The sequence below is a fragment of the Dactylosporangium roseum genome, from assembly GCF_025264685.1.
GTDB classification, from domain to species: domain Bacteria; phylum Actinomycetota; class Actinomycetes; order Mycobacteriales; family Micromonosporaceae; genus Dactylosporangium; species Dactylosporangium roseum.
In genome coordinates this window covers 2,916,349-2,936,381 of sequence record NZ_CP073721.1, presented here as the reverse complement: position 1 = coordinate 2,936,381, position 20,033 = coordinate 2,916,349, and the positions used below count along the sequence as shown (strand labels likewise).

Here is a 20,033-nt window from a genome sequence, read left to right as displayed (position 1 = left end):
CTCGTCAGTCGACGTGGCACGCTTCCTTGGCCGAGCCGGGTCGCTCAACGACACATGTATCCTCGCGAACCGGCCCGACAATCCGTTGTCCGTGAGACATCAATCCCCCGGGGCCGCCGCACGATGTGACGTTGATTATCTTCAAATTCGGCGTCGCGGCAGGTAACAATCGCTCGACGCCAACAAGATCCGAGCGGGGCGCTCGTCGAGGGAACGTACCGACGGCCCGTCGCTCTATATCCTCACCTTCAATCCTCAACTGCGGAGCTCGTGATGATCATCGGTGTGCTCAGGGAGTCGCGCTCAGGCGAGACGCGCGTGGCAGCGACGCCGGCCACGGTGGTGGAGCTGGTCAAGCTGGGTTACGAGGTGGTGGTGGAGGCCGGCGCCGGTCTGTTGTCCTCGTTTTCGGACGATGCGTACGTCGAGGCGGGCGCGATGATCGGTGAGGCGTTGAAGGCGGACATCGTGTTCGCCGTCGACGCGCCGTCGACCGGGCAGCTAGACCGGCTGTCCAGGGGCGCCGTGCTGATCAGCATGCTGCATCCGCGCCTGAACCCGGACCTGGTCGCGGACCTCTCCCGGCGACCGATCACGGCGCTGGCGATGGATGCCGTACCCCGGATCTCGCGAGCCCAGTCGCTGGACGTGCTGTCGTCGATGGCCAACATCGCGGGCTATCGGGCGGTGGTGGAGGCGGCGCATGTGTTCGGCCGGTTCTTCACCGGGCAGGTGACCGCGGCGGGCAAGGTACCTCCGGCCAAGGTGCTTGTCGCTGGTGTGGGTGTCGCCGGCCTTGCGGCGATCGGTGCCGCCGGCAGCCTGGGCGCGATCGTACGGGCGACTGATCCGCGGCCGGAGGTAGCCGATCAGGTCAAGTCGCTGGGCGGCGAGTACCTGTCCATCGAGACCGCCGACGTGGAGGTCTCCGCGACCGGTTACGCCAAAGAGATGTCGGACGACTACAACCAGCGCGCTGCCCAGATGTACGCCGAGCAGGCCCGGGACGTCGACATCATCATCACCACGGCGCTCATCCCCGGCAAGCCGGCGCCTCGGCTGATCACAGCCGAGATGGTGGCCAGCATGCGACCGGGCAGCGTGATCGTCGACATGGCCGCCGCCAACGGTGGCAACGTCGAGGGCACCGTTCCGGGCGAGGCGGTCGTCACCGGCAACGGCGTAACGATCATCGGCTACACCGACCTGGCGGGGCGGCTGCCCGCGCAGGCGTCACAGCTCTACGGCACCAATCTGGTGAACCTGATGAAGCTGATGACCCCCGGCAAGGACGGACAGCTCGTCCTGGACTTCGACGATGTCGTGCAGCGCTCGATGACCGTCGTCCGCGACGGCGAGCTGACCTGGCCACCCCCGCCGGTACCGGTGTCGGTGGCCCCGGCCGCCGCCCCTCAGGCGACCGCCCCGGTCGAACCTCGCCAGCAGCGACCGGTCTCGGCGCCCAGGCGGTTGGCGCTGGCGGGGGCTGGTTCGGCCGCGCTGTTCCTGGTCGTGGCGCTGTCGCCCGCCGCGCTGCGGGGTCATCTCACGGTCTTCGCGCTGGCGATCATCATCGGCTACTACGTGATCGGACACGTGCACCATGCCCTCCACACGCCGCTGATGTCGGTGACCAACGCGATCTCGGGGATCATCGTCGTCGGCGCCCTGCTGCAGCTCGGACACGGTGACACCGTCGTGACCGCGCTGTCGTTCATCGCGATCCTGCTGGCCAGCATCAACGTCTTCGGTGGCTTCGCGGTGACGCGCCGCATGCTCGCCATGTTCTCCAGGAGCTGAACTGATGACCGTCGAAACGGCTGCCCAGGCGGCGTACATCGTCGCCGCCCTGCTCTTCATCCTGGCACTGGCCGGTCTGTCCAAGCACGAGACCGCCAAGGCGGGGAACACCTTCGGCATCGCCGGCATGGCCCTGGCGTTGGCGGCGACCATCGCGCTCGCGGTCGTCGGCGAGATCAGCGGACTCGGTCTGACGCTGCTCATTGTGGCGACCGTCATCGGCGCCGCGATCGGGTTGTACCGCGCGAGCAAGGTCGAGATGACCGGCATGCCCGAGCTCATCGCGCTGCTGCACAGCTTCGTGGGTCTCGCCGCCGTACTCGTCGGGTGGAACGGGTACCTGCACGTGGAGGCCGCCCTGGGCGGGGCCGAGGCCGAGCTGCTGCGCCGCCAGGACCTGCTCGGGATCCACAGCGCCGAGGTGTTCATCGGCGTCTTCATCGGCGCCGTGACGTTCACCGGCTCGATCGTGGCCTTCCTGAAGCTGTCCGCCCGGATCAAGTCCAACCCGCTGATGCTGCCGGGCAAGAACATCCTCAACCTCGGTGCGCTCGCCGCGTTCGGCGTGCTCACGGCCTGGTTCGTGATTGAGCCGCAGCTATGGCTGCTGATCGTCGTCACCGTGATCGCCCTGCTCCTGGGCTGGCACCTGGTCGCCTCCATCGGCGGGGGCGACATGCCGGTGGTCGTGTCAATGCTCAACAGTTACTCCGGCTGGGCCGCGGCCGCCTCGGGCTTCCTGCTCGAAAACGATCTGCTCATCGTCACCGGCGCCCTCGTCGGATCCTCCGGCGCCTATCTGTCGTACATCATGTGCAAGGCGATGAACCGGTCCTTCATCTCCGTGATCGCCGGTGGTTTCGGCGCCGAGGCCGGACCCGCCGACGACACCGACTACGGCGAGCACCGGGAGGTCACGGCCGAGGAGGTCGCCAAGCTGCTCGCCACCGCCGACTCCGTGATCATCACCCCCGGGTACGGCATGGCGGTCGCCCAGGCGCAGCACGGCGTCGCCGAGCTCACCCGCAGGTTGCGTGAGAAGGGTGTCAACGTCCGCTTCGGTATCCATCCCGTGGCGGGCCGCCTGCCGGGTCACATGAACGTGCTGCTCGCCGAGGCCAAAGTGCCCTACGACATCGTCCTGGAGATGGACGAGGTCAACGACGACTTCGCGCGCACCTCGGTCGTACTGGTCATCGGGGCCAACGACACGGTCAACCCCGCGGCCACCGAGGACCCCGCCAGCCCGATCGCCGGCATGCCCGTGCTCAGGGTCTGGGAGGCCGACAACGTCATCGTGTTCAAACGCTCGATGGCCTCCGGCTACGCCGGCGTGCAGAATCCCCTGTTCTTCCGGGAGAACAGCGCGATGCTCTTCGGCGACGCGAAGGACCGCGTGGAGGACATCCTCCGCGCCCTTTGACACTCAGGAAGCGCGGTCAGAACGCCGTCTCCACCCTCGACAACCACGGCCAGTCGAACAGGCGTACCCTGCGGCGCGGATCGACCGGGTCGCGTTCGACGCGAAGATCGAGCGCTACCTTCTGCGGCTATGGCGACTCGCGGACTCTCCACATGAGGACGAAGACGAACAGGTGCCCCGCTGCTGCCCCCACGAGCAGCACCAGACCCAGACCATCCACCGCAACCGGAACGATCGAATCCAACTGACCGAGCACCTCGCGCCGCATGCCCGCCGTCGGCGATGCGGCAGCGTCCAGCAACGCCTGTTCTCCCCCGGGCGAGTCCGGGGCCAGCGTGTACCCGAAGCCCACCCGAACAACGAACGCGCCCCAGAGCAGCAGACACCACAGCGGCGCTCGCCGCATCGACACCATGACGACCACCAGCGCAGTTCCCACGACCACCAGCGCCACTCGATGGGCATCGCGGTCGAACTCCAACGCCCCGAACAGCTCACCCACGCTCTGCGCCGTTGCGGCACGGCGACGGCATGTACCGGCAACGATGAAATCCCCGATGCCCACGACCAACAGGACGATGGCCGCGCTGACGGAGATGGACCGCATTCGACCACTGTAAATGGTGAGGTATGCGGGAAACTCCATGAATGTCGTTCGGCGTTAGCACCGGCGCCATGAGGGCACCTCCGCGCGTCCCGGCCGATGATCGCCTGGTGAGCCGCGGCGGGTGCGCGGTGGGATGAGCGGAGACGCGATCAGCGTGCTCGTTCAGCGCTTCGGGCCGCTCAGCTCGCGGCCGCGACGAGAGCGGCACCAGGGACCGTGTAGCCGCCATCGGTGGCGAAGGTGCCGAAGGCATCTTCGAGCGTGGCCGCAACGGTCCTGCGGTCTTGTTCCGACAGCTTCCGCAGTACGACGGCGAGGGGACCGGCGGTGTCGGCCATAAAGCTGACATAGTCGTCGATATCGCGGAAGCGGAACTCGACCCGGGCTTGGTCCACCTTGACCGCGCCGAACCCGGCGGCCTGGAGCAGGGTCTGAGTGTGGGCCGGGTTCGCCATGCTGAACGGGTTCGGGACGTCCTCGCGCGGGGGCGGCAGGAAACCTCCGTTGGCGAGGGCCGCGACGACGGCCGTGAAGAACGGATTGCGCTGGGGTGCGTCCCACACCGCCAACGCCAGGCGCCCGCCCGGGCGGAGCACCCGGCGCGTCTCGGCCAGCGCCGCAGCGGGATCGGCCATGAGCATGTAGCCGAACCGGCAGAGGACGCCGTCGACCGAGCCGCTGTCGAGTTCGAGGTGCTCGGCGTCCATGACCCGGAACTCGGCGTTTCGGATTCCGAGTTCGGCGCCCCGGCGGCGGCCGACGTCCAACATCGCCGCGGAAAAGTCGGTCGAGATCAGCCGGCCGTCGTCGCCCAGCGCCTCGGCGGCTTCGAAGCCGGTGTCGCCCGCCCCGGCAGCGAGCTCGAGCACCGTCCCCCCGGGTCGGGGGGCCAACTCGCGGACCATCCACTCGCGCACCGGGGCCACGGCCGCCTCGAACTTCGCTCGCCGACGCTCCCAGCCGGGCGCGATGGCCTGTGAGATCTCGTGGCTGGTGCGGCGGTACTCGTCGATCAACTGGCTCGCCATCGTAGAACCTCCGTGTTCGGCTCGTGTGCCCGGTCATCAGTCGAGACACCGCCGAGCGGGGAGACGGACCGGTCCTCTTCGCATATGTTCGGTGTCATCGCATGTGATGGACGAAACCTGTGATGGACCAGAAGCGAGAGGCACGGCTGTGGCCATGCGGACCGAGCACCTGACCGAGCAGATGCTCGCTCGCGCCCGTTCGGGCGACGAGGCGGCGTTCGGGGAGCTCGTCGCTCCGCACCGCCGCGAGCTCCAGTTGCATTGCTACCGCATCCTCGGTTCGCTGCAGGACGCCGAGGACACGCTCCAGGAGACACTGCTGGCCGCCTGGCGCGGGCTTGAGGACTTCGAGGGGCGGGCCTCGCTGCGCGCATGGCTGTATCGCATCGCGACCAATCGGTGTCTCAACGCGCTGCGCGACCGCAGGCGCCGGCCGTCCCCGTCCGAACCGATGGTCGAATTGCCGGAGCCGACCCGCCGCGGCGAACCGATCTGGCTGGAGCCGTACCCTGACGTCCTGCTCGACGGCGTTCCCTCGACCGCGCCGGGCCCGGACGTCCGGTACGAGACCGTGGAGGCGGTCGGGCTGGCGTTCATCGCGGCACTCCAACGCCTGCCACCGCGCCAGCGGGTGGTACTCGTGCTCTGCGACGTCCTCGGGTACCACCGGGCCGAGGCGGCAGCCATGCTCGACACCACCGAGGCGTCGGTCAAAGCTGGCCTCCAGCGTGCCCGGGCGACGCTCGACGCGGGCCGACCCGCCCCGAACCGCGGCGGCGCGCCGCTACCGCGCTCCCCACGTGAACGCGAGGTGGTCGGCCGTTTCGTCGCCGCACTCGAAAACGGCGACATCGGCGGCGTCGTCGCTCTCCTGACGGACGACGCCTGGCTCACGATGCCACCCGAGCCCCACGAGTACCAGGGCCCTGCCGCCATCGCGGCCTTCCTCCGCCACCGTGCCCCACTGCTCGGTGGCCGCTTGCGACTGGTGGCCACCCGGGTGAACGGCCAGCCCGCGTTCGGCTGTTACCTGCCCGACTCCCAATCTGGGATCGCGCAGAGCTATGGAATGACCGTCCTCGCCCTTGAGGGGGACCTCGTGTCGGCCATCACCTGGTTCGGCGAACGCGGCCTTTTCCCCCGCTTGGGTCTTCCACGGAGGCTCGACCGGCTTTCCTGAGTTCCTCGAGACTCCATGATCATGTAAGCCGCGAAGTTCAGTACACGGCCTGGCATGCCCGCGCGCACATCCACGCCCGGGTCGTGCAGTACGAGATGGCCGCGCTCGCGCCGGAGCATACCGAGGAGATCGCCCGGATCCGGCGCGAGATCGAGGCGACGGTCCGCGGCCTCATCAGGGCCGGCGTCGACGCCGGCCGGTTCCGGGTCACGAACCCGGGGATGGCCGCCCTCGCCCTGCTGTCCCTCGGCATCGACGTGGCTCGGTGGTACCGCGGGGACGGCGCGTGGACGCCGCAGGAGATCGGCGAGCAGTACGGCGAACTGGCTCGGCGGATGCTCGACGCCTCCTGATCGAGGCGGCCGCCCCTACTGGCCGGATCACCCCGTCCGGGAAGACTGGAGTCTTGACGCGGGTCGCGTACGGCCCGGAAGGTCAGCCAGGCGACCCGCTGCGCTCGCGGCCGGTGCCGCACGGCTGCGGGCGCGGTTCCCCGGACCGTTCTACCTGAGCCTGGGTCCGGCCACGCCTCCCTGCCCTACCTGGTGCCACCGGCCCACACTCGACGGAAACTAGATTGTCATATTACATAAGTTGAGAGTTCTACCTTTGTAACAGTACGCTCGCGGCATGGGTGACTATGGTGCGGTGCTGTCGGTCAACGCCGGAGCGGCGGCGCCGATGCGCGTTCAGGGCGACACGATCGTCAGCGGGTTCGTGAAAACCCCGACCGACCAGGTCCGGCGGATCGAGGTGGGCGGTCTGGCCGGAGACGATCATGTCGATGACGCCGACGATCCGGACCGGGCGGTGCTGTGCTACCAACGGCGGCACTACGACGCGTGGAGCGAGGAGCTGGGCCGCGAGCTTGCCCCGGGCATGTTCGGTGAACAGCTCACCATCGACGGTCCCGCCGAAGCCGACATCCGCGTCGGCGACCTGCTCCGGGTCGGCTCTGCTCTGCTGGCGGTCACCCAGCCACGGATTCCGTGCCGGAAGATGGCCGTGCGTCTCGGTCAGGACGACATGCCCGTGCGGTACATGCGCAGCGGTCGCGTCGGCTTCTTCTGCAAGGTTCTCCAACCGGGTGACGTGCGCGCCGGCGACGGCATCGAACTGGTGCGGCGCGGCCCGGACGAGCTCACCGTGGCCCAGTTGGCCGCGGTCCTGCATTCCGACGAACCCGACCCGGCCCTGGTCGGACGTGTTCTCCAGGCAACGGTGCTGCCGGAGCTGGTGCGGGCCAAGCTCACCCGGCTGCTCGACAGGGCCGCCGCCCAGGCACGCTCGTGGAGCGGTGACCGTCCATTGCTGGTGACGGCGCGCACGCCGTACGGATCGGAGGTGGTGGCATTTGACCTGGTCGACCCCGCCGGTGAGCGGCTACCCGATTTCGAGCCCGGCCAGTTCCTCACCCTCGTCCTGGACGTTCCCGGACGCGAGCAGCCGGTCGTGCGGACCTACACCATCGCCGAACGCACCGCCGACTCGTCGGGCTACCGCGTAGCGGTCAAGCGCGAACCGTCCCCCGAGGGGCGCGATGACGTCCCGCCCGGGCTGGCATCGACACACCTGCACGACAACGTCGCCGTCGGCGCGACCATCACCGCTCGGGCGCCGCGCGGCAAGTTCGTGCTGCGACCGGGCCGGCGTCCCGTGGCGCTGGTCAGCGCCGGAATCGGGATCACACCCATGATGGCGATGCTCGAACATCTCGCCACCGCCGACCCGACGAACGGTGCCCGCACCCCGGACCCGCGCAAGACCTACTTCGTCCATGCGGCCAGGTCCTCGCGGGAACTCACCTTCGGCCAACGCGTGCGCGAGTTGGTGTCCGACCGACCTCATCTGCACAGTCACCTCCTGTTCAGCCGACCCCGAGCCGAGGACATACAGGGCAGGGACTACGACGCCGCGGGCCGCTTGACCGCGCAAACCCTGCAGCAGATCGTGCCGGACCTGGATGCGGACTTCTACCTGTGCGGCCCGACCCGGTTCATGGCCGACATCGCCGCCGGGCTCGTCGGACTCGGCGTGCCGCAAGGCCAGGTCAACTACGAATTCTTCGGTGCCGCGAGCTCGTTGTTCGGCGACCCCGACGACCAGGACGCCGGCTCCGAGGCCGTCGACAGCGAAGGACGGCCCATCCTCGTCACGTTTGCCCGCTCGGGAATCACCGTGGCCTGGCGCGAGAACACGTTCAGCCTCCTCGCCTGCGCCGAACAGGCGGGCCTGCGCCCCGACGCCTCCTGCCGGACCGGGCTGTGCAACACCTGCGTCGCCCGCATCGACGACGGGCAGGTCGACTACGTCATCGAACCCATGGATCCCGTGACGCCCGGCAAGGTCGCCGTGTGCTGTACTCGCCCACGCACAAGCGTCATGATCGATCTGTGACCCGGATGACGACTCCCGCCCGTTCAACCACAACGGCGCCGGCGGCACTCCTGCAGACGCAACTGGACCTGGCACGCGACCACGACGACCGCGACACGCCGATGTACCAGCGCATCGCCGACTCGATCGCCGACTCGATCGCCGCCGGTCACCTCAGCGCAGGCGATCGGCTGCCGACCCACCGCGCGCTCGCCACGCACCTGCACGTCGCCGTGCCCACCGTCAGTCGCGCCTACCGCGAAGCGGAACAACGTGGCCTCATCACCAGCACCACCGGCCGCGGCACGTTCGTCGGCGGCCTTCCCGCCCTGCGCCAGCCTCAGGCGGACACCGCGACGATCCCGACCCACGTCGACCTCTCCGTCAACGCACCCGCCCGCGGCGACCACGAACACCACCTGCGCGCCGCACTGCGCCGAGCCGCCGACGACCCCAGCCTGCCCAACCTGCTCGGCTACGAAGCCGACATCGGCCAAACCGCGGACCGCCAAGCGGCGGCCGCCTGGCTCGCCCACAGCCGGCTGCAACTCGACCCCAACCAGATCGTCATCTGCCACGGCGGCCAGCACGCGATCCTTCTCGCCTTGAGCACCCTGCTCAAACCCGGCGACCTGCTCCTGACCGAAGAGCTCACCTACCCAGGACTGAAAACCGCCGCCCAGATGCTCGGCCTGCGACTCCGCGGCGTAGCCATGGACGAGGACGGCATCGACCCGGCCGCCCTCGACGAGGCCTGCGCGAGCACCACCACACCACAGATCCGCCCGGCAGCGCTGTACCTGATGCCGACCGCCCACAACCCCACCGCCATCACCCTGCCCGAACAACGGCGCCGCGAGATCGCGCGGATCGCCCGCCACCACGACTTGCACCTCATCGAAGACGACGTGTTCGGGCTGCTCGCCCCCGCCGAGCAACGCCCGACACCGCTCGCCGCGCTCGCCCCGGAACGAACGCTGCACCTGACCAGTCTGTCCAAGACGCTCGCCCCAGGACTGCGCTGGGGTGCCGTCGCCGCCCCTGCCCACCTCACCGATCGGCTCGGCGCCCTCGTCCGCGCCAGCGTCTTCAACCCCGCACCCGTCGCGATCGACATCGCCCGCCGCTGGCTCACCGACGGCACCGCCGGGCAGATGCTGGACTGGCAGCGCCAGGAAATGCGGAGGCGCTTCGCTGCCGCACACCAACGGCTGGGCACGTGCGCCGCGGTCCGCGCCGTACGCACCGCCGGCCTGCACGCCTGGCTGCGACTGCACGACCCATGGACCCCCACCGAGGTCATCGCGACAGCCGCGAAGCTCGACATCCAGATCGGACCGACCTCGTTCTTCCACGTCGACGCCACCAACGCCCCGAGCGAACTCGCTCGCGGCGTGCGCCTCTGCCTGGGCAACGCCCGAGACCTCCCCACACTTGCCAACGCCCTCGACGCGCTCGCCACGGCCCTGAACCGAGGCCCCACCTTCTCGACCGGCGTACGGGTGTGAGACCACCATGGCCGAGCACCTCATGGACCCGAGCATCGTCCACCACCAATGGGACGCGACCCTGCCCGCGGCCCTCACCATCAACTCCGGCGACATCGTGCACTTCGACCTGCGCATGGCCGGCCACCAACAGATCCGCCACGGACAACCCTTCAGCACGACACACCTCGACCCCGCGACCCTCTACCATCTCCAAGGACCGATCCACGTCGCCGGAGCGCGGGCCGGCGACACCCTCGCCATCGACGTACTCGAGCTGAAGCCCGGGAGCTGGGGCTGGTGCGGGGTCCTGCCGGGCCTCGGGCTACTACCCGAGTTCGCCGACAAACCCTTTCTGCGCTACTTCGACCTCACCGCACCGACGACCGAGATCGCCGCCGGCGTCCACATCCCCATCCGCCCCTTCCTCGGGGTGATGGCGACGCTCGAACGCACCATCACCAACGCCTCACCATTCCCGCCGCACCAGGGCGGCGGCAACATCGACACCCGGCACCTCGTCGTCGGCTCAACCTTGCGGTTGCCCGTCCTGCGCGACGGCGCGATATTCTCCTGCGGCGACCCCCATGCGGCCCAAGGCGACGGCGAGGTGTGCGTCAACGCCCTGGAAACCGACATGACCGCCACGCTCAGGTTCACCCTCTCCAACCGAACCATCAGCGCCCCGCGGTTCACCGTCCCGGCCCAGCCGCTCACCGCCGACGGGACCGACGGCCACTACGGCACGATGGGCATCGACACCGACCTGATGGAGGGCGCCCGCAAAGCCACCCGAGCCATGATCGAAATCCTCGCGGACGAGCACGACCTGCCCGCCGAGGACGCCTACCTGGTGTGCAGTCTCGCCGGCGACCTCCGCATCTTCGAAATCGTCGACGCGGGCGTTTGGAACGTCGGCATGACAATGCCACACTCCATCTTCAGCGGGCGGTAACCGCCGACCAGGACAGACTTGCCCAGCTCGACTCCGGAGGCCGGTCCACGCCGCTCATCCCTGCCGCGGGACCCCGACCAGTTCCGAATACGTTCCCGGCCCCCGCTGTAACCGCAGTCTCGCGGTAGCACACCCGGGGTGGCCTTGGCCCGCTCCGGTCCGGGAACGGTGGGCGGCGCTGCAGGCGGTCGCCTCTCACTGCACCGTGCACAACACGCTCGTCCAGCCGCCCCGGGTCGGCCTTACCCTGCGGTGACCGCCGGCACGCCGAGCGGCGTACCCCACGGGGTATCGTGGACGGCAGAGCGGCGTAAGGAGCGGGCATGCAGATCGACCAGGACGCCCTTGGCGACGTCATCAAGCGGCTGCGCCGTGCCGAGGGACAGATCCGCGGCGTGATCGCGATGATCGAGGACGGCCGGGACTGCGCGGAGGTGGTCACCCAACTCGCGGCCGTGTCGCGGGCGCTCGACCGGGCCGGCTTCAAGATTATCGCAACCGGCCTGCGGCAGTGCGTCACCGCCGAGGCGGGCGACCGGGAGTCGACCGTCGACGTCGCCCAACTGGAGAAGCTGTTCCTGTCCCTGGCCTGACGACGCGACCTGACGAGCGCGGCCGGCAGGTGCGTGCGGACCTGCTGTCCGGCGAACCCGGGATTGCCCCAGGCTGAGCGTCCCGGCCGCGTCCGGCATCAGGCTGCGGCGGGTCGCGGGATGCGCCGGACCCCGTCGATCGCGCCGGCCTCCATGCATCTTGGCGGTGGTCACGCCCCCACGCCCGCTCGTGACCGTCCGACCGGGCGCGACGACCTCATCCGGCGGCTGGGTGGAGCAGGACCTGGACCACCACGAAGGCCGCGACGACGAAGACGAGGTAGGCGAACCAGCGGCGCAACCGGGCGGCCGGCAGCCGGGCGGCGACGCGGGCGGCGACCAGCGAGCCGACGATCGCGGCAGCGGTGAAACCGGCCGCGATCCCATAGTCGACAGTGGTGTCGCCGGCGTGCGCGACGAAGCCGGCCACCGAGTTGATCACGATGATGACCAGAGAGGTGCCGACCGCGACGGTCATCGGCAGGCCGAGCAGCAGGACGAGGGCGGGGATGATGAGGAATCCGCCGCCGACGCCGAACAGGCCGGTGAGGAACCCGACGACCACGCCGGCGGCGACGGACTTGGGCAGGCAGCCGCGCCAGTTCACCCCGCCGCCGGGCAGGGCGCAGTCCCCGCCGTTGCCGCCCTGCCGGCGCAGCATCCGGATCCCGGCGGCGACCATCATGACCGCGAACCCGATCAGCACGATCCGGGGGTCGAGCAGCCGGTTGACCGCGGCGCCGGCGAACGCCGAGACCGCGCCGGCGGCGCCGAAAACGGTGGCGACGCGCCAGCGCACCTGTCCGGCGCGCAGCCTGGGCAGCACGGCGGCGGCCGCGGACATCCCGACCACGAGCAGGGAGGTCGGCACCGCGGCGTCCAGCGGCAGCCCGACGCCGTAGACGAGGGCCGGTACCGCCAGGATCGAGCCGCCGCCGCCGAGCAGCCCGAGCAGGATGCCGATCAGGGCACCCAGTCCGAGTGCGGCGATCATCGTGGACCTTCGCGCGGGACCATCTCGTCGCCGGCGGCGGCTTGCCGGGTGTGGACGGCCGGTTTCGGGGTGCGTCCACCGCCGCGGCCGGTGCGCCCGGCCGTGGCGGTGGACGACGTCGTGACGGTCACGGCCGGTCGGCGGCCAACGCCCGGATGACGCTGTCCAGGTCGGTGCGGGGTCCTCGGTTGTAGGGCAGCTTGGCCAGCAGCATCCCCATCGCGCAGGTGCCCGACAGCGCGGCGAAGGTCAGCCCGGCGCCGATGAGCCCGGCGATCCACTTCGCCGGCGGCACCACCACGGTGAGCAGGACCGCGACGAGTACGATCGAGCCGGCGACCAGCCGGACCTGGCGTTCGATGTCCCATCGGGCCCGGCCGCGGCTGACCGGCCCGCCGGCGGCCTGCCACGCCGTCATCCCGCCGTCGAGCACGCGCAGGTTGGGCAGCCCGGCCGCGGCGAGGGCCTGTCCGGCCTGGCTGGCGCGCTGTCCGGAACGGCAGACCAGGACGACCTGTTCGTCGAGGTGGGCCCGCAGCTCGTCGCGGTGCTCGCGCAGCAGGTCGAGGGGGACGTTGTAGGAGCCGGGGATGTGGGCGGTCTCGAACTCGCCGGGGGTGCGCACATCGACGAGCCGGGGCGCGCCGCCGGATTCCACGAGGTGGCGCAGGTCGTCGGCGGGCAGGATGCTGGTGGTGCTGTCCACGATCAGGCGTCTTCCTTGTCGATGGTGACGATGGGCAGGTCCGCCTCGGCGGCCTTCGCGTAGGCGTCGTCGATGTGTACGACCCGGCGGCCGGCGCGGACGAGCAGGCTGCTGGCGGCCGCGGCCCGGTAGCCGGATCCGCAGTGCACCCAGATCACCCCGCCGGGCACGTCGTCGAGGCGGTGCGGCAGGTCGGGCAGCGGGATGTGCACCGCGCCGTCGACGTGGCCGGCGCGCCATTCGTTACCCATGCGCACGTCGAGCACGACGTCGGGGGCGGGCAGCCCATGCGGGGGACGACCGGTGCGGGCGGCGGCCAGGTCGGCGAAGGTGGCGGTGGCCAGCTCGCCCAGCCGGGCGGCGTCGTCGCCGGCCCACTGCTCCGGGGCGCCGGTGGCCGCGGCGGCGGGGCGGTCGATGCCGATCCGCGCCAGTTCGCGCTGGGCGTCGCCGACCTGCTCCGGTGACTCCCCCAACAGCGTGATCGGGGCGCCCCACGGGGCCAACCAGCCCAGCCAGGTGGACATCGGCCCGTCCAGGCCGAAGCTCAGCGTGCCGGTGAGGTGCTGGCGGGCGAACGCCTTGCGAGAGCGCAGGTCCACCACCCACTCGCCGGCGGCGATCCGGGTGCGCAGCTCGTCGGCGTTCGCGGGCTGGACGGGGGTCAGGTCGATCAGGCCGGCGCCGTCGGCGTTGCGGGCGCCCATGTGCGCGTAGTACGCGGGGTAGGCGTCCAGCCCGGCCAGTGTCGTGGTGACGAAGTCGTCGGCCTCCAGCCGCAGCGCCGGATTGGCGGAGCGCTCCCGGCCGATGGTGGACTCCGACGCGTCGGACTGGGTGGCCGAGCAGAAGCTGCCGAACCCGTGGGTGGGCCACACCTGCGCGCCGTCGGGCAGCAGGTCGGCCAGCCGGCGGGCGGAGGCGTGCTGGTGCCGGGCCAGGGTATGGGCATACTCCTTGCCGAGCAGGTCGGTGCGGCCGGTGGTCCCGAACAGCAGCGACCCGCCGGTGAACACCCCGACGGGCCCGTCGGGGCCGCGCAGCACGTACGACAGGTGGTGGAACGTGTGTCCCGGCGTGGCCACCACGGCCAGCCGCATCCGCTCCGAGACGACGACCTCGTCGCCGTCGGTCACCGCCACCCGATGAAAGGCCACCTCGTCGGCCTCCGCCACCAGATACGCCGCGCCCGCCACCTTCGCGAGGGCCAGCCCTCCGGAGACGTAGTCGTTGTGCAGGTGGGTCTCCACCACGTGCGTGATGCGCACGCCGAGCCGGCCGGCCAGCGCCAGGACGCGGTCGATGTCGCGCTGCGGGTCGACCACCACCGCCACCTGCCCGTCATGGGCCAGGTAGCTGCGGTCGCCCAGGGACGAGGTCTCCACGACCTCCACGTCGATCGTCATTCCGATTGTCACCTTTCGTTGTTGCCGGGCGTTGCCGCCGGCGTCAGCGGCGGTCGGCACCCTGGACCACCGGTTGCCGGCCCTCAGCCATGCCTGCGCGCCACCGGCTGCCGAGTGCCCGCAGCTCCCTGACATTGATCTCGCGGACGGTCATCACACACCTCCTCCCACTATACCCCGGGGGGTATTTATGGGGCATACGTTCGCCTCCGGCGCCAATATACCCCAGGGGGTATAAGCTGGCGCGTCAGGACCGTCACCTTCGGCGGCGTCGCGGCACCTAAAGGCGGTCAAGGTGTACGACGACACCGCTGCCGGTTGTCATTGCCTTCTGCCTGCCGGCTACCGGGACCGCCCGACAGCGTGTCGGCACCGTCGGTTCCGGCGGGCGCCAAGGTCTCCCTGCTGAAACTCCCGGCCGCCGCGGCGTGCTGACCGTATGGATATCGTCAAGGCGCCTTGGCGGAGCCGCCGCGGCCTGCTGCGATAGGTCTGTGTCCCATCATGGTGCGTTCGCCGGCTGTCTCACCCTCGTCACGGGCGCGGTGGCGGCCGGCGCGTTCGTCCCCGCCCACAACGGCGCCGCCCGGATCCTCGTCATGGCCACGACAGCGGCGTTCTGCGCGGCACTCGTCACGGCTCGGTGGGCCGCCCTGGCAATGACCACCCTCGCGGCAGCCATGACGGTTACCCTCCTACCGCTCGCAGGAAGCGTGGTTTCGGCGGTGGTCAGCGCCACGCTGCCGGTGGCGTTCGGCGCGCTGCTCGGCCGCGGCCAGCGGTGGATGCGCACCCCACCGCCGAGCGATGCCGGGTGATCCGCCTCAGGTCGCAACGGTGACTTCCGTGGGCCTCACCGTGACGCTGCTCGACGGTCCCGATCGCGCGCCGTCCCTACGGTCGCGCTCCTGACGATCCGGCAGCCGCCTGGAGGATCAGCGTGGTCCACGCGCCGATGTGGAGCCGGTCCCCGCCGCGTAGCGGGTGCGCCCGGTCGGCCTCGATCGGGTCGGTGCCGTCGTTGAGATAGGTGCCGTTGGCCGAGCCGAGGTCGACGACGCTCCACCCACCGTCCGCCCCGGCCAGCAGCATGGCGTGGGCGTGCGAGACGCCCGGATCCTCCGGCGGGCCGGACAGGTCGACGTCCGGCTCGATGCCTCGGGACCGGCTGCGCCGGCCGGTCAGCAGCCGGGTCCCGGTCAGGACGAACCGCCGATCGGGGCAGAACGCCGGGAAGGGGATCTCGCCGCCGATCCGGCCGTGGTGCTCAGCGTCGGCGACGGCGACGAACTGCCACCCCCGACAGGGGCGCCACCGGGCCGGGAGACAGTTCGGCGGCCTCGAGGGCCGCCCCCGTGGTGGCGGCCGCGCCGGTTGCCAGCACAAAATCGCGTCCGCAGACCTCGCAGAACCGGCCTCCACGCGGCGTCCCGCAGTCCGGGCACGACCCGTCGGGGACGTTCGCCGACGTGGCGGACGGGTTCGCGGCGCCGATCCGGCCGCCACATTCGTCGCAGTAGTCCAGGGCGGCGGACTCGCGGCCTTCGGGGCAGACGACCATGGCGGTCGGCCTCATTCCTTCGAGACGCGGATCGTCTTGACCGACCGCACCTTGGCGAGCTCGGCGGACTTCAGCGCCACGACACCCACTCCCCCGTAGCCGCGGGTACGAACCCATAGTCGTCCGATGATGGGTCCGGCACCGGTGCCGCCGGTAGATGCCTTGACGAAAAAACTACGGCCCCTGTCCGTTCACCGTCACCGGCGGCCGGTCGCGAGCCCTCGACGCGCATCGCGGAGGCAACCCCATCCGCTCATGATCTTGGAGCGTTTTTGCACTCCTGGCTGCAAAAACGCTCCAAGATCATGAGACTGGTCGCCCGACTCCCGTGCGCTTCGGCCGGTCCTTGTCTGCGCTGGATCGGAGCCGCCAGGATCGGACACGATCCGTCCGTCATGCGGCAGCCACCCGAACCGCCGTCATCGTCGGCGCCGGCCAGGGTATGGGCGGGCCGCCGCCCCTGACCCTGGCCGAGACGGGTACGAACGTGCACCTCGTCGGACGTACCGCCCACAAGCTCGACAGGGGTCGCTGAGGAGATCCGCGCCGCAGGTGGGCGGTGCAGCGCCCACCCCGCCGACGTGAACGCCATCGACGCCGACGACCGCGAACTCGCGCTCGGCGCCGCGGTCCGGGCACGGGCCGCGGTCGACGGCGATCAGCCGTTGACGACCGCCACGGAGGGCGCGGCACTGGTCGAGCCGGCGGCCGGGCTCGCCGTCAGAAAGCACCCGGACTCGATGCCCGCGTCGACCGTCCGAGCCGAGTACCCGAGCGCTCGCAGCACCTGCACGCTGTGCTCGCCCAGGCGCGGCGGCGGCAGCATCGGCTCGGTGGGGCTGGCACTGAACTGGGCCGGCACACCCACCGTCGCGAACTCGTCGCCCGTACCGGCACCGATGGTCTGCAGCAGGCCGAGCGCCTGGACCTGTTCGTCCTCGAACACCTGGCGCATGTCGTTGACGAGCGCGAACGGGACACCTGCCGCCACGAGCCCGGCCGTCCAGTCGGCGGCGGTGCGTTGCCCGATGATCGGTGCCAGCACCTCACGCAATTCCAGGTAGTGGGCCTGCCGGTGGTGATGGGTATCGAACCGCGGGTCGGTGGCGAGGTCCTGGCGTGCGATGACGTCGAGCAGGCCGGTCCAGAACTTGGGCGGCGACGACAGGTGGATCGCCAGCAGCCGGTCGTCGAGGCACCGCAGGACGAACGACAGCGAGTTGGAAGGCCGGGTCAGGTGACCGGGAACGGCCCCCGTGTCCAGGTACCGCTGTGCCTCGGTGCCGAGGAACGCGAGCGCGCTCCCGACCAGGTTGAGCGACACCCGCTGGCCCTCACCCGTCGTGGCACGCGCGTGGATCGCCGCCAGCACCGAGTACGCCGCCGTGAGGCCGGTGATCGAGTCGGCGAGGTTCGGGCCGACGACCTGGGGCGCCTCGGGGTCCAGAAGCTGGCTCGCCATGCCGCTGACCGCCTGGCCGATCATGTCGTAGCCGGGCCGGGTCACGTACGGACCGGTCTCGCCGAACCCGCTGATCGAGCAGTAGACGAGCCGAGCATTGTCGGCTCGGACCTGTTCGTAGCCGAGGCCGAGCTTGTCCATCGTTCCCGGGCGGGAGTTCTCGATGAACACGTCGGCCCGGCGGAGGAGGTCCGCGACCGCGCGCCGTCCCAGCTCGGTCGACAGGTCCACCGCCAGGCAGCGCTTGTTCCTGTTCAACGCGGTGAAGCTCGAGCTCAGACCGCCCGGCCGGCCCTGCACGAACGTGCGGAACGGGTCGCCGGCCACCCCCTCCACCTTCACGACGTCGGCGCCGAGGTCGCCGAGCAGCCGCGCGGCGTACGGTGCCGCGACGAACCGGCCCAGCTCGACGACGCGCAGCCCCGCGAGCGGAACCGGCTGCGTCGCCGGCGATCCCTGTGGGATACCAGTCATCGGCGGTGCCCTCCCAGTCGGCCGGTCACGACGCGTCCGCCGGATGCTCGCCGCCACGCAACGACCGCAGGTACTCCACGGTGGATGCCACGGAGGTCACGTCGGCGTACTTGCGGTCCATGTCGAACAGGTTCATCGCGTGGACCGGCCGGCAGCGGTCGAACACGCACTCCTCGACGACGTTCACGCGGTAGTTGTGCGAGAACCCGTCGATGACGGTCGCGCGCACACAGCCGCTCGTCGTCACGCCGCAGATGAGCAGGGTGTCGACCATGTGGTCGGTGAGGTACGCCTGCAGCGGCGTTCCGAAGAAGGCGCTCGGCTTCGCCTTGCGGATCACGAAGTCGCCGTCCGACGGACGTAGCTCCGCGACGATCTCGTTGCCGGAGTAGTCGCCGGCCTCGGTTCGCCGGACCGAGTCCGATACCAGGCGCGGGGTCTTGTCCCGCCATCGGCCGGCGTCGCGACCGTCGGCACGGTAGTCGATCCCGGCGGTGTAGAAGACCGGCACGGCGCTGGCCCGGGCCTCGACGAGCAGGTCGGCGGTCGCGCGAACGGCGTCCCACGCGTCGATTCCGTGATGATGCGCGGACACCTCATCCGCCGGTCCGGGGTCCGCGGCGGGCAGCCGCCGCGGACCCGGGCCGCAGAAGCTGTAGGTGACGTCGATGATGATCACTGCGGGCCGGCTACCTCGGCCGACCCGCGCGCCGATGCCCGCCCGCTCATAGATCGCCTTGTCGGCGTCCCCGACGAACTCGTCCCACACTGCCATCTCAGCCGCTCCAGAGTTCTCGAACTTCAACACTTCACCCCAGCCGCGCCCGCGCGGTGCGGACGGTGCCGTCGAATCGTTCGGCGGCACGCATGCGCCCTTGGATGAACGACGACCGGCCCATCACCCACAGCAGTCCCGTGCGCAGTGGAAGCAACGCCGTCGGCCACCGGTTCGTGATGCGGTCGAGCCCCATCGCCCACCGCTGGGTGCGGTCGGTGAGCGGTCGGCACTCGCGCTCCCAGGACCGCAGGACGTCGGTGACGTCCCGGCCGGGGTTCCCCACGAGGTGTTGGGCGAGGGCGTAGCTGTTGGCCAGCGCGAGACCGCCACCCTGCCCCAGCGTCGGCGGTTGCGCGTGCGCGGCGTCGCCGACCAGCGCGACCCGACCGGCGACCCATCGACAGCATCGAACGATGTTGTACTGGTGCTGGATCGATTCCGACCCGCCGCGCTCGATCTCCTTGAAGATCGCATCCAGCGCGGGGAACGACGCACTCCAGCTCGCGACGTCGACCGGTACCGTGACGCCGCGGCCGTCGTCGGTCGGACAGATCATGTAGACGTACGTCTGGTCCCGCGAGGCGGCCGCCACGCCCACTCGCCGGCGTCCCGACCAGTGCATCGCCGTGATCGGCTCGGGCCAGACACTCCGCGTCGGCAACAGGTATCGTGTCGCGACCGTCGCCAGTCGCTGGTACTGCGCGGTCAGTCCGAGCGACTCCCGGACCGCCGACGAGACACCGTCGGCCGCGATGACGACGTCCGCCTCGAACGTCTCACCGCGCTCGTTGCGGACCACGCCCTCGGGCCGCGCCGCGACCACCCGTGACCCCAGCCGCACCTCGACACCCGCCTGCCGCGCGGCGCCGGCCAAGGCCCGGATGAGGTTTTCCCGCGGGCACATCCAGGTGCGCCGATGGTCCGCGAGGTCGTGGTCCTGCAGGATCGCCCCGCGGCCGTCACGCATCTGTGACCGCTCGAGGACGATACCGCCGGTGCGCACCTGCTCGGCGACGCCGAGGTGTTCCAGGACGGACAGCAGGTTGTTCTTCAGGTAGATACCTGCGCCGACCTCGCGGATCTCGTCGGCTCGCTCGTGCACCGACACCGACCACCCCGCCCGCGCCAGGACGGTAGCCGTGGTCAGACCCGCGAGCCCTGCGCCGCAGATCTCGGCGTGCCGTTCGCCTGCCATGTCAACCC

Annotated in this window: 18 protein-coding genes; 9 read left to right on the top strand and 9 right to left on the bottom strand. The window is 70.4% G+C overall.

Annotation, left to right across the window (positions count from 1 at the left end):
• The first annotated feature begins 318 nt into the window (after window positions 1-318).
• Entirely contained in the window at window positions 319-1,800 is a 1,482-nt protein-coding gene (locus Drose_RS14170) for a Re/Si-specific NAD(P)(+) transhydrogenase subunit alpha (protein ID WP_260728656.1), read from the top strand.
• A 4-nt stretch (window positions 1,801-1,804) separates the two neighbouring features.
• Window positions 1,805-3,223 carry a Re/Si-specific NAD(P)(+) transhydrogenase subunit beta gene (pntB, locus tag Drose_RS14165; protein WP_260728655.1) on the top strand — a complete coding sequence of 473 codons (1,419 nt, stop codon included), beginning with the start codon at window positions 1,805-1,807 and terminating at the stop codon, window positions 3,221-3,223.
• 127 nt (window positions 3,224-3,350) lie between these two features.
• On the opposite strand, the gene Drose_RS14160 is transcribed toward pntB, so the two are convergent.
• Both Drose_RS14160 and Drose_RS14155 read right to left on the bottom strand, forming a co-directional pair.
• Window positions 3,351-3,830: a hypothetical protein gene (locus Drose_RS14160; RefSeq protein ID WP_260728654.1), complete on the bottom strand. Its 480-nt coding sequence runs from the start codon at window positions 3,828-3,830 to the stop codon at window positions 3,351-3,353.
• Window positions 3,831-4,009: 179 nt separating this feature from the next.
• Window positions 4,010-4,858, bottom strand: coding sequence for a class I SAM-dependent methyltransferase (locus Drose_RS14155; RefSeq protein WP_260728653.1), 849 nt, complete (start codon window positions 4,856-4,858; stop codon window positions 4,010-4,012).
• A 154-nt stretch (window positions 4,859-5,012) separates the two neighbouring features.
• Here Drose_RS14155 and Drose_RS14150 point away from each other — a divergent pair, with 154 nt between their 5' ends.
• The 6 genes from Drose_RS14150 (at window position 5,013) to Drose_RS14125 (ending at window position 11,449) form a co-directional block, all read left to right on the top strand.
• Window positions 5,013-6,038, top strand: a complete 1,026-nt coding sequence (locus Drose_RS14150) for an RNA polymerase subunit sigma-70 (protein ID WP_260728652.1) — start codon at window positions 5,013-5,015, stop codon at window positions 6,036-6,038.
• 83 nt (window positions 6,039-6,121) lie between these two features.
• On the top strand, window positions 6,122-6,391 hold the full coding sequence (locus tag Drose_RS14145; protein ID WP_260728651.1) for a hypothetical protein: 270 nt from the start codon (window positions 6,122-6,124) through the stop codon (window positions 6,389-6,391).
• Window positions 6,392-6,668: 277 nt separating this feature from the next.
• Window positions 6,669-8,435 carry an MOSC domain-containing protein gene (locus tag Drose_RS14140; RefSeq protein WP_260728650.1) on the top strand — a complete coding sequence of 589 codons (1,767 nt, stop codon included), beginning with the start codon at window positions 6,669-6,671 and terminating at the stop codon, window positions 8,433-8,435.
• A gap of 5 nt (window positions 8,436-8,440) precedes the next feature.
• On the top strand, window positions 8,441-9,922 hold the full coding sequence (locus tag Drose_RS14135; protein ID WP_260729715.1) for an aminotransferase-like domain-containing protein: 1,482 nt from the start codon (window positions 8,441-8,443) through the stop codon (window positions 9,920-9,922).
• Between the two features lie 7 nt (window positions 9,923-9,929).
• Complete coding sequence (locus Drose_RS14130; RefSeq protein ID WP_260728649.1) at window positions 9,930-10,856, top strand: acetamidase/formamidase family protein; 927 nt, start codon at window positions 9,930-9,932, stop codon at window positions 10,854-10,856.
• Between the two features lie 323 nt (window positions 10,857-11,179).
• Window positions 11,180-11,449 (top strand): metal-sensitive transcriptional regulator, encoded by a 270-nt coding sequence (locus Drose_RS14125; protein WP_260728648.1) that lies wholly within the window; start codon window positions 11,180-11,182, stop codon window positions 11,447-11,449.
• A 217-nt stretch (window positions 11,450-11,666) separates the two neighbouring features.
• On the opposite strand, the gene Drose_RS14120 is transcribed toward Drose_RS14125, so the two are convergent.
• From Drose_RS14120 to Drose_RS14110, 3 genes are all read right to left on the bottom strand, one after another.
• The gene (locus Drose_RS14120; protein ID WP_260728647.1) at window positions 11,667-12,443 is read right to left on the bottom strand and encodes a sulfite exporter TauE/SafE family protein; all 777 of its coding nucleotides are present in this window, start codon (window positions 12,441-12,443) and stop codon (window positions 11,667-11,669) included.
• Between the two features lie 127 nt (window positions 12,444-12,570).
• A complete protein-coding gene (locus Drose_RS14115) occupies window positions 12,571-13,149 on the bottom strand; it encodes a rhodanese-like domain-containing protein (RefSeq protein WP_260728646.1) in 579 nt (192 codons plus the stop codon).
• Window positions 13,150-13,151: 2 nt separating this feature from the next.
• Window positions 13,152-14,555 carry an MBL fold metallo-hydrolase gene (locus Drose_RS14110; RefSeq protein WP_260728645.1) on the bottom strand — a complete coding sequence of 468 codons (1,404 nt, stop codon included), beginning with the start codon at window positions 14,553-14,555 and terminating at the stop codon, window positions 13,152-13,154.
• Window positions 14,556-15,049: 494 nt separating this feature from the next.
• Here Drose_RS14110 and Drose_RS14105 point away from each other — a divergent pair, with 494 nt between their 5' ends.
• The gene (locus Drose_RS14105) at window positions 15,050-15,373 is read left to right on the top strand and encodes a hypothetical protein (protein ID WP_260728644.1); all 324 of its coding nucleotides are present in this window, start codon (window positions 15,050-15,052) and stop codon (window positions 15,371-15,373) included.
• A 76-nt stretch (window positions 15,374-15,449) separates the two neighbouring features.
• On the opposite strand, the gene Drose_RS14100 is transcribed toward Drose_RS14105, so the two are convergent.
• From Drose_RS14100 to Drose_RS14085, 4 genes are all read right to left on the bottom strand, one after another.
• Complete coding sequence (locus tag Drose_RS14100) at window positions 15,450-15,941, bottom strand: FHA domain-containing protein (protein ID WP_260728643.1); 492 nt, start codon at window positions 15,939-15,941, stop codon at window positions 15,450-15,452.
• 833 nt (window positions 15,942-16,774) lie between these two features.
• Window positions 16,775-18,052: a CaiB/BaiF CoA transferase family protein gene (locus Drose_RS14095; RefSeq protein WP_260728642.1), complete on the bottom strand. Its 1,278-nt coding sequence runs from the start codon at window positions 18,050-18,052 to the stop codon at window positions 16,775-16,777.
• A gap of 25 nt (window positions 18,053-18,077) precedes the next feature.
• On the bottom strand, window positions 18,078-18,827 hold the full coding sequence (locus tag Drose_RS14090) for an isochorismatase family protein (protein ID WP_260728641.1): 750 nt from the start codon (window positions 18,825-18,827) through the stop codon (window positions 18,078-18,080).
• Window positions 18,828-18,861: 34 nt separating this feature from the next.
• Entirely contained in the window at window positions 18,862-20,025 is a 1,164-nt protein-coding gene (locus Drose_RS14085; RefSeq protein WP_260728640.1) for an FAD-dependent oxidoreductase, read from the bottom strand.
• Between the last annotated feature and the right edge of the window lie 8 nt (window positions 20,026-20,033).

Coding starts and splice junctions, on each gene's coding strand:
- pntB (WP_260728655.1), top strand. CDS start 1,805: ATGACCGTCGAAACGGCTGCCCAGGCGGCGTACATCGTCGCCGCCCTG.
- Drose_RS14160 (WP_260728654.1), bottom strand. CDS start 3,830: ATGCGGTCCATCTCCGTCAGCGCGGCCATCGTCCTGTTGGTCGTGGGC.
- Drose_RS14155 (WP_260728653.1), bottom strand. CDS start 4,858: ATGGCGAGCCAGTTGATCGACGAGTACCGCCGCACCAGCCACGAGATC.
- Drose_RS14150 (WP_260728652.1), top strand. CDS start 5,013: ATGCGGACCGAGCACCTGACCGAGCAGATGCTCGCTCGCGCCCGTTCG.
- Drose_RS14140 (WP_260728650.1), top strand. CDS start 6,669: ATGGGTGACTATGGTGCGGTGCTGTCGGTCAACGCCGGAGCGGCGGCG.
- Drose_RS14135 (WP_260729715.1), top strand. CDS start 8,441: ATGACGACTCCCGCCCGTTCAACCACAACGGCGCCGGCGGCACTCCTG.
- Drose_RS14130 (WP_260728649.1), top strand. CDS start 9,930: ATGGCCGAGCACCTCATGGACCCGAGCATCGTCCACCACCAATGGGAC.
- Drose_RS14125 (WP_260728648.1), top strand. CDS start 11,180: ATGCAGATCGACCAGGACGCCCTTGGCGACGTCATCAAGCGGCTGCGC.
- Drose_RS14120 (WP_260728647.1), bottom strand. CDS start 12,443: ATGATCGCCGCACTCGGACTGGGTGCCCTGATCGGCATCCTGCTCGGG.
- Drose_RS14110 (WP_260728645.1), bottom strand. CDS start 14,555: ATGACGATCGACGTGGAGGTCGTGGAGACCTCGTCCCTGGGCGACCGC.
- Drose_RS14095 (WP_260728642.1), bottom strand. CDS start 18,052: ATGACTGGTATCCCACAGGGATCGCCGGCGACGCAGCCGGTTCCGCTC.
- Drose_RS14090 (WP_260728641.1), bottom strand. CDS start 18,827: ATGGCAGTGTGGGACGAGTTCGTCGGGGACGCCGACAAGGCGATCTAT.
- Drose_RS14085 (WP_260728640.1), bottom strand. CDS start 20,025: ATGGCAGGCGAACGGCACGCCGAGATCTGCGGCGCAGGGCTCGCGGGT.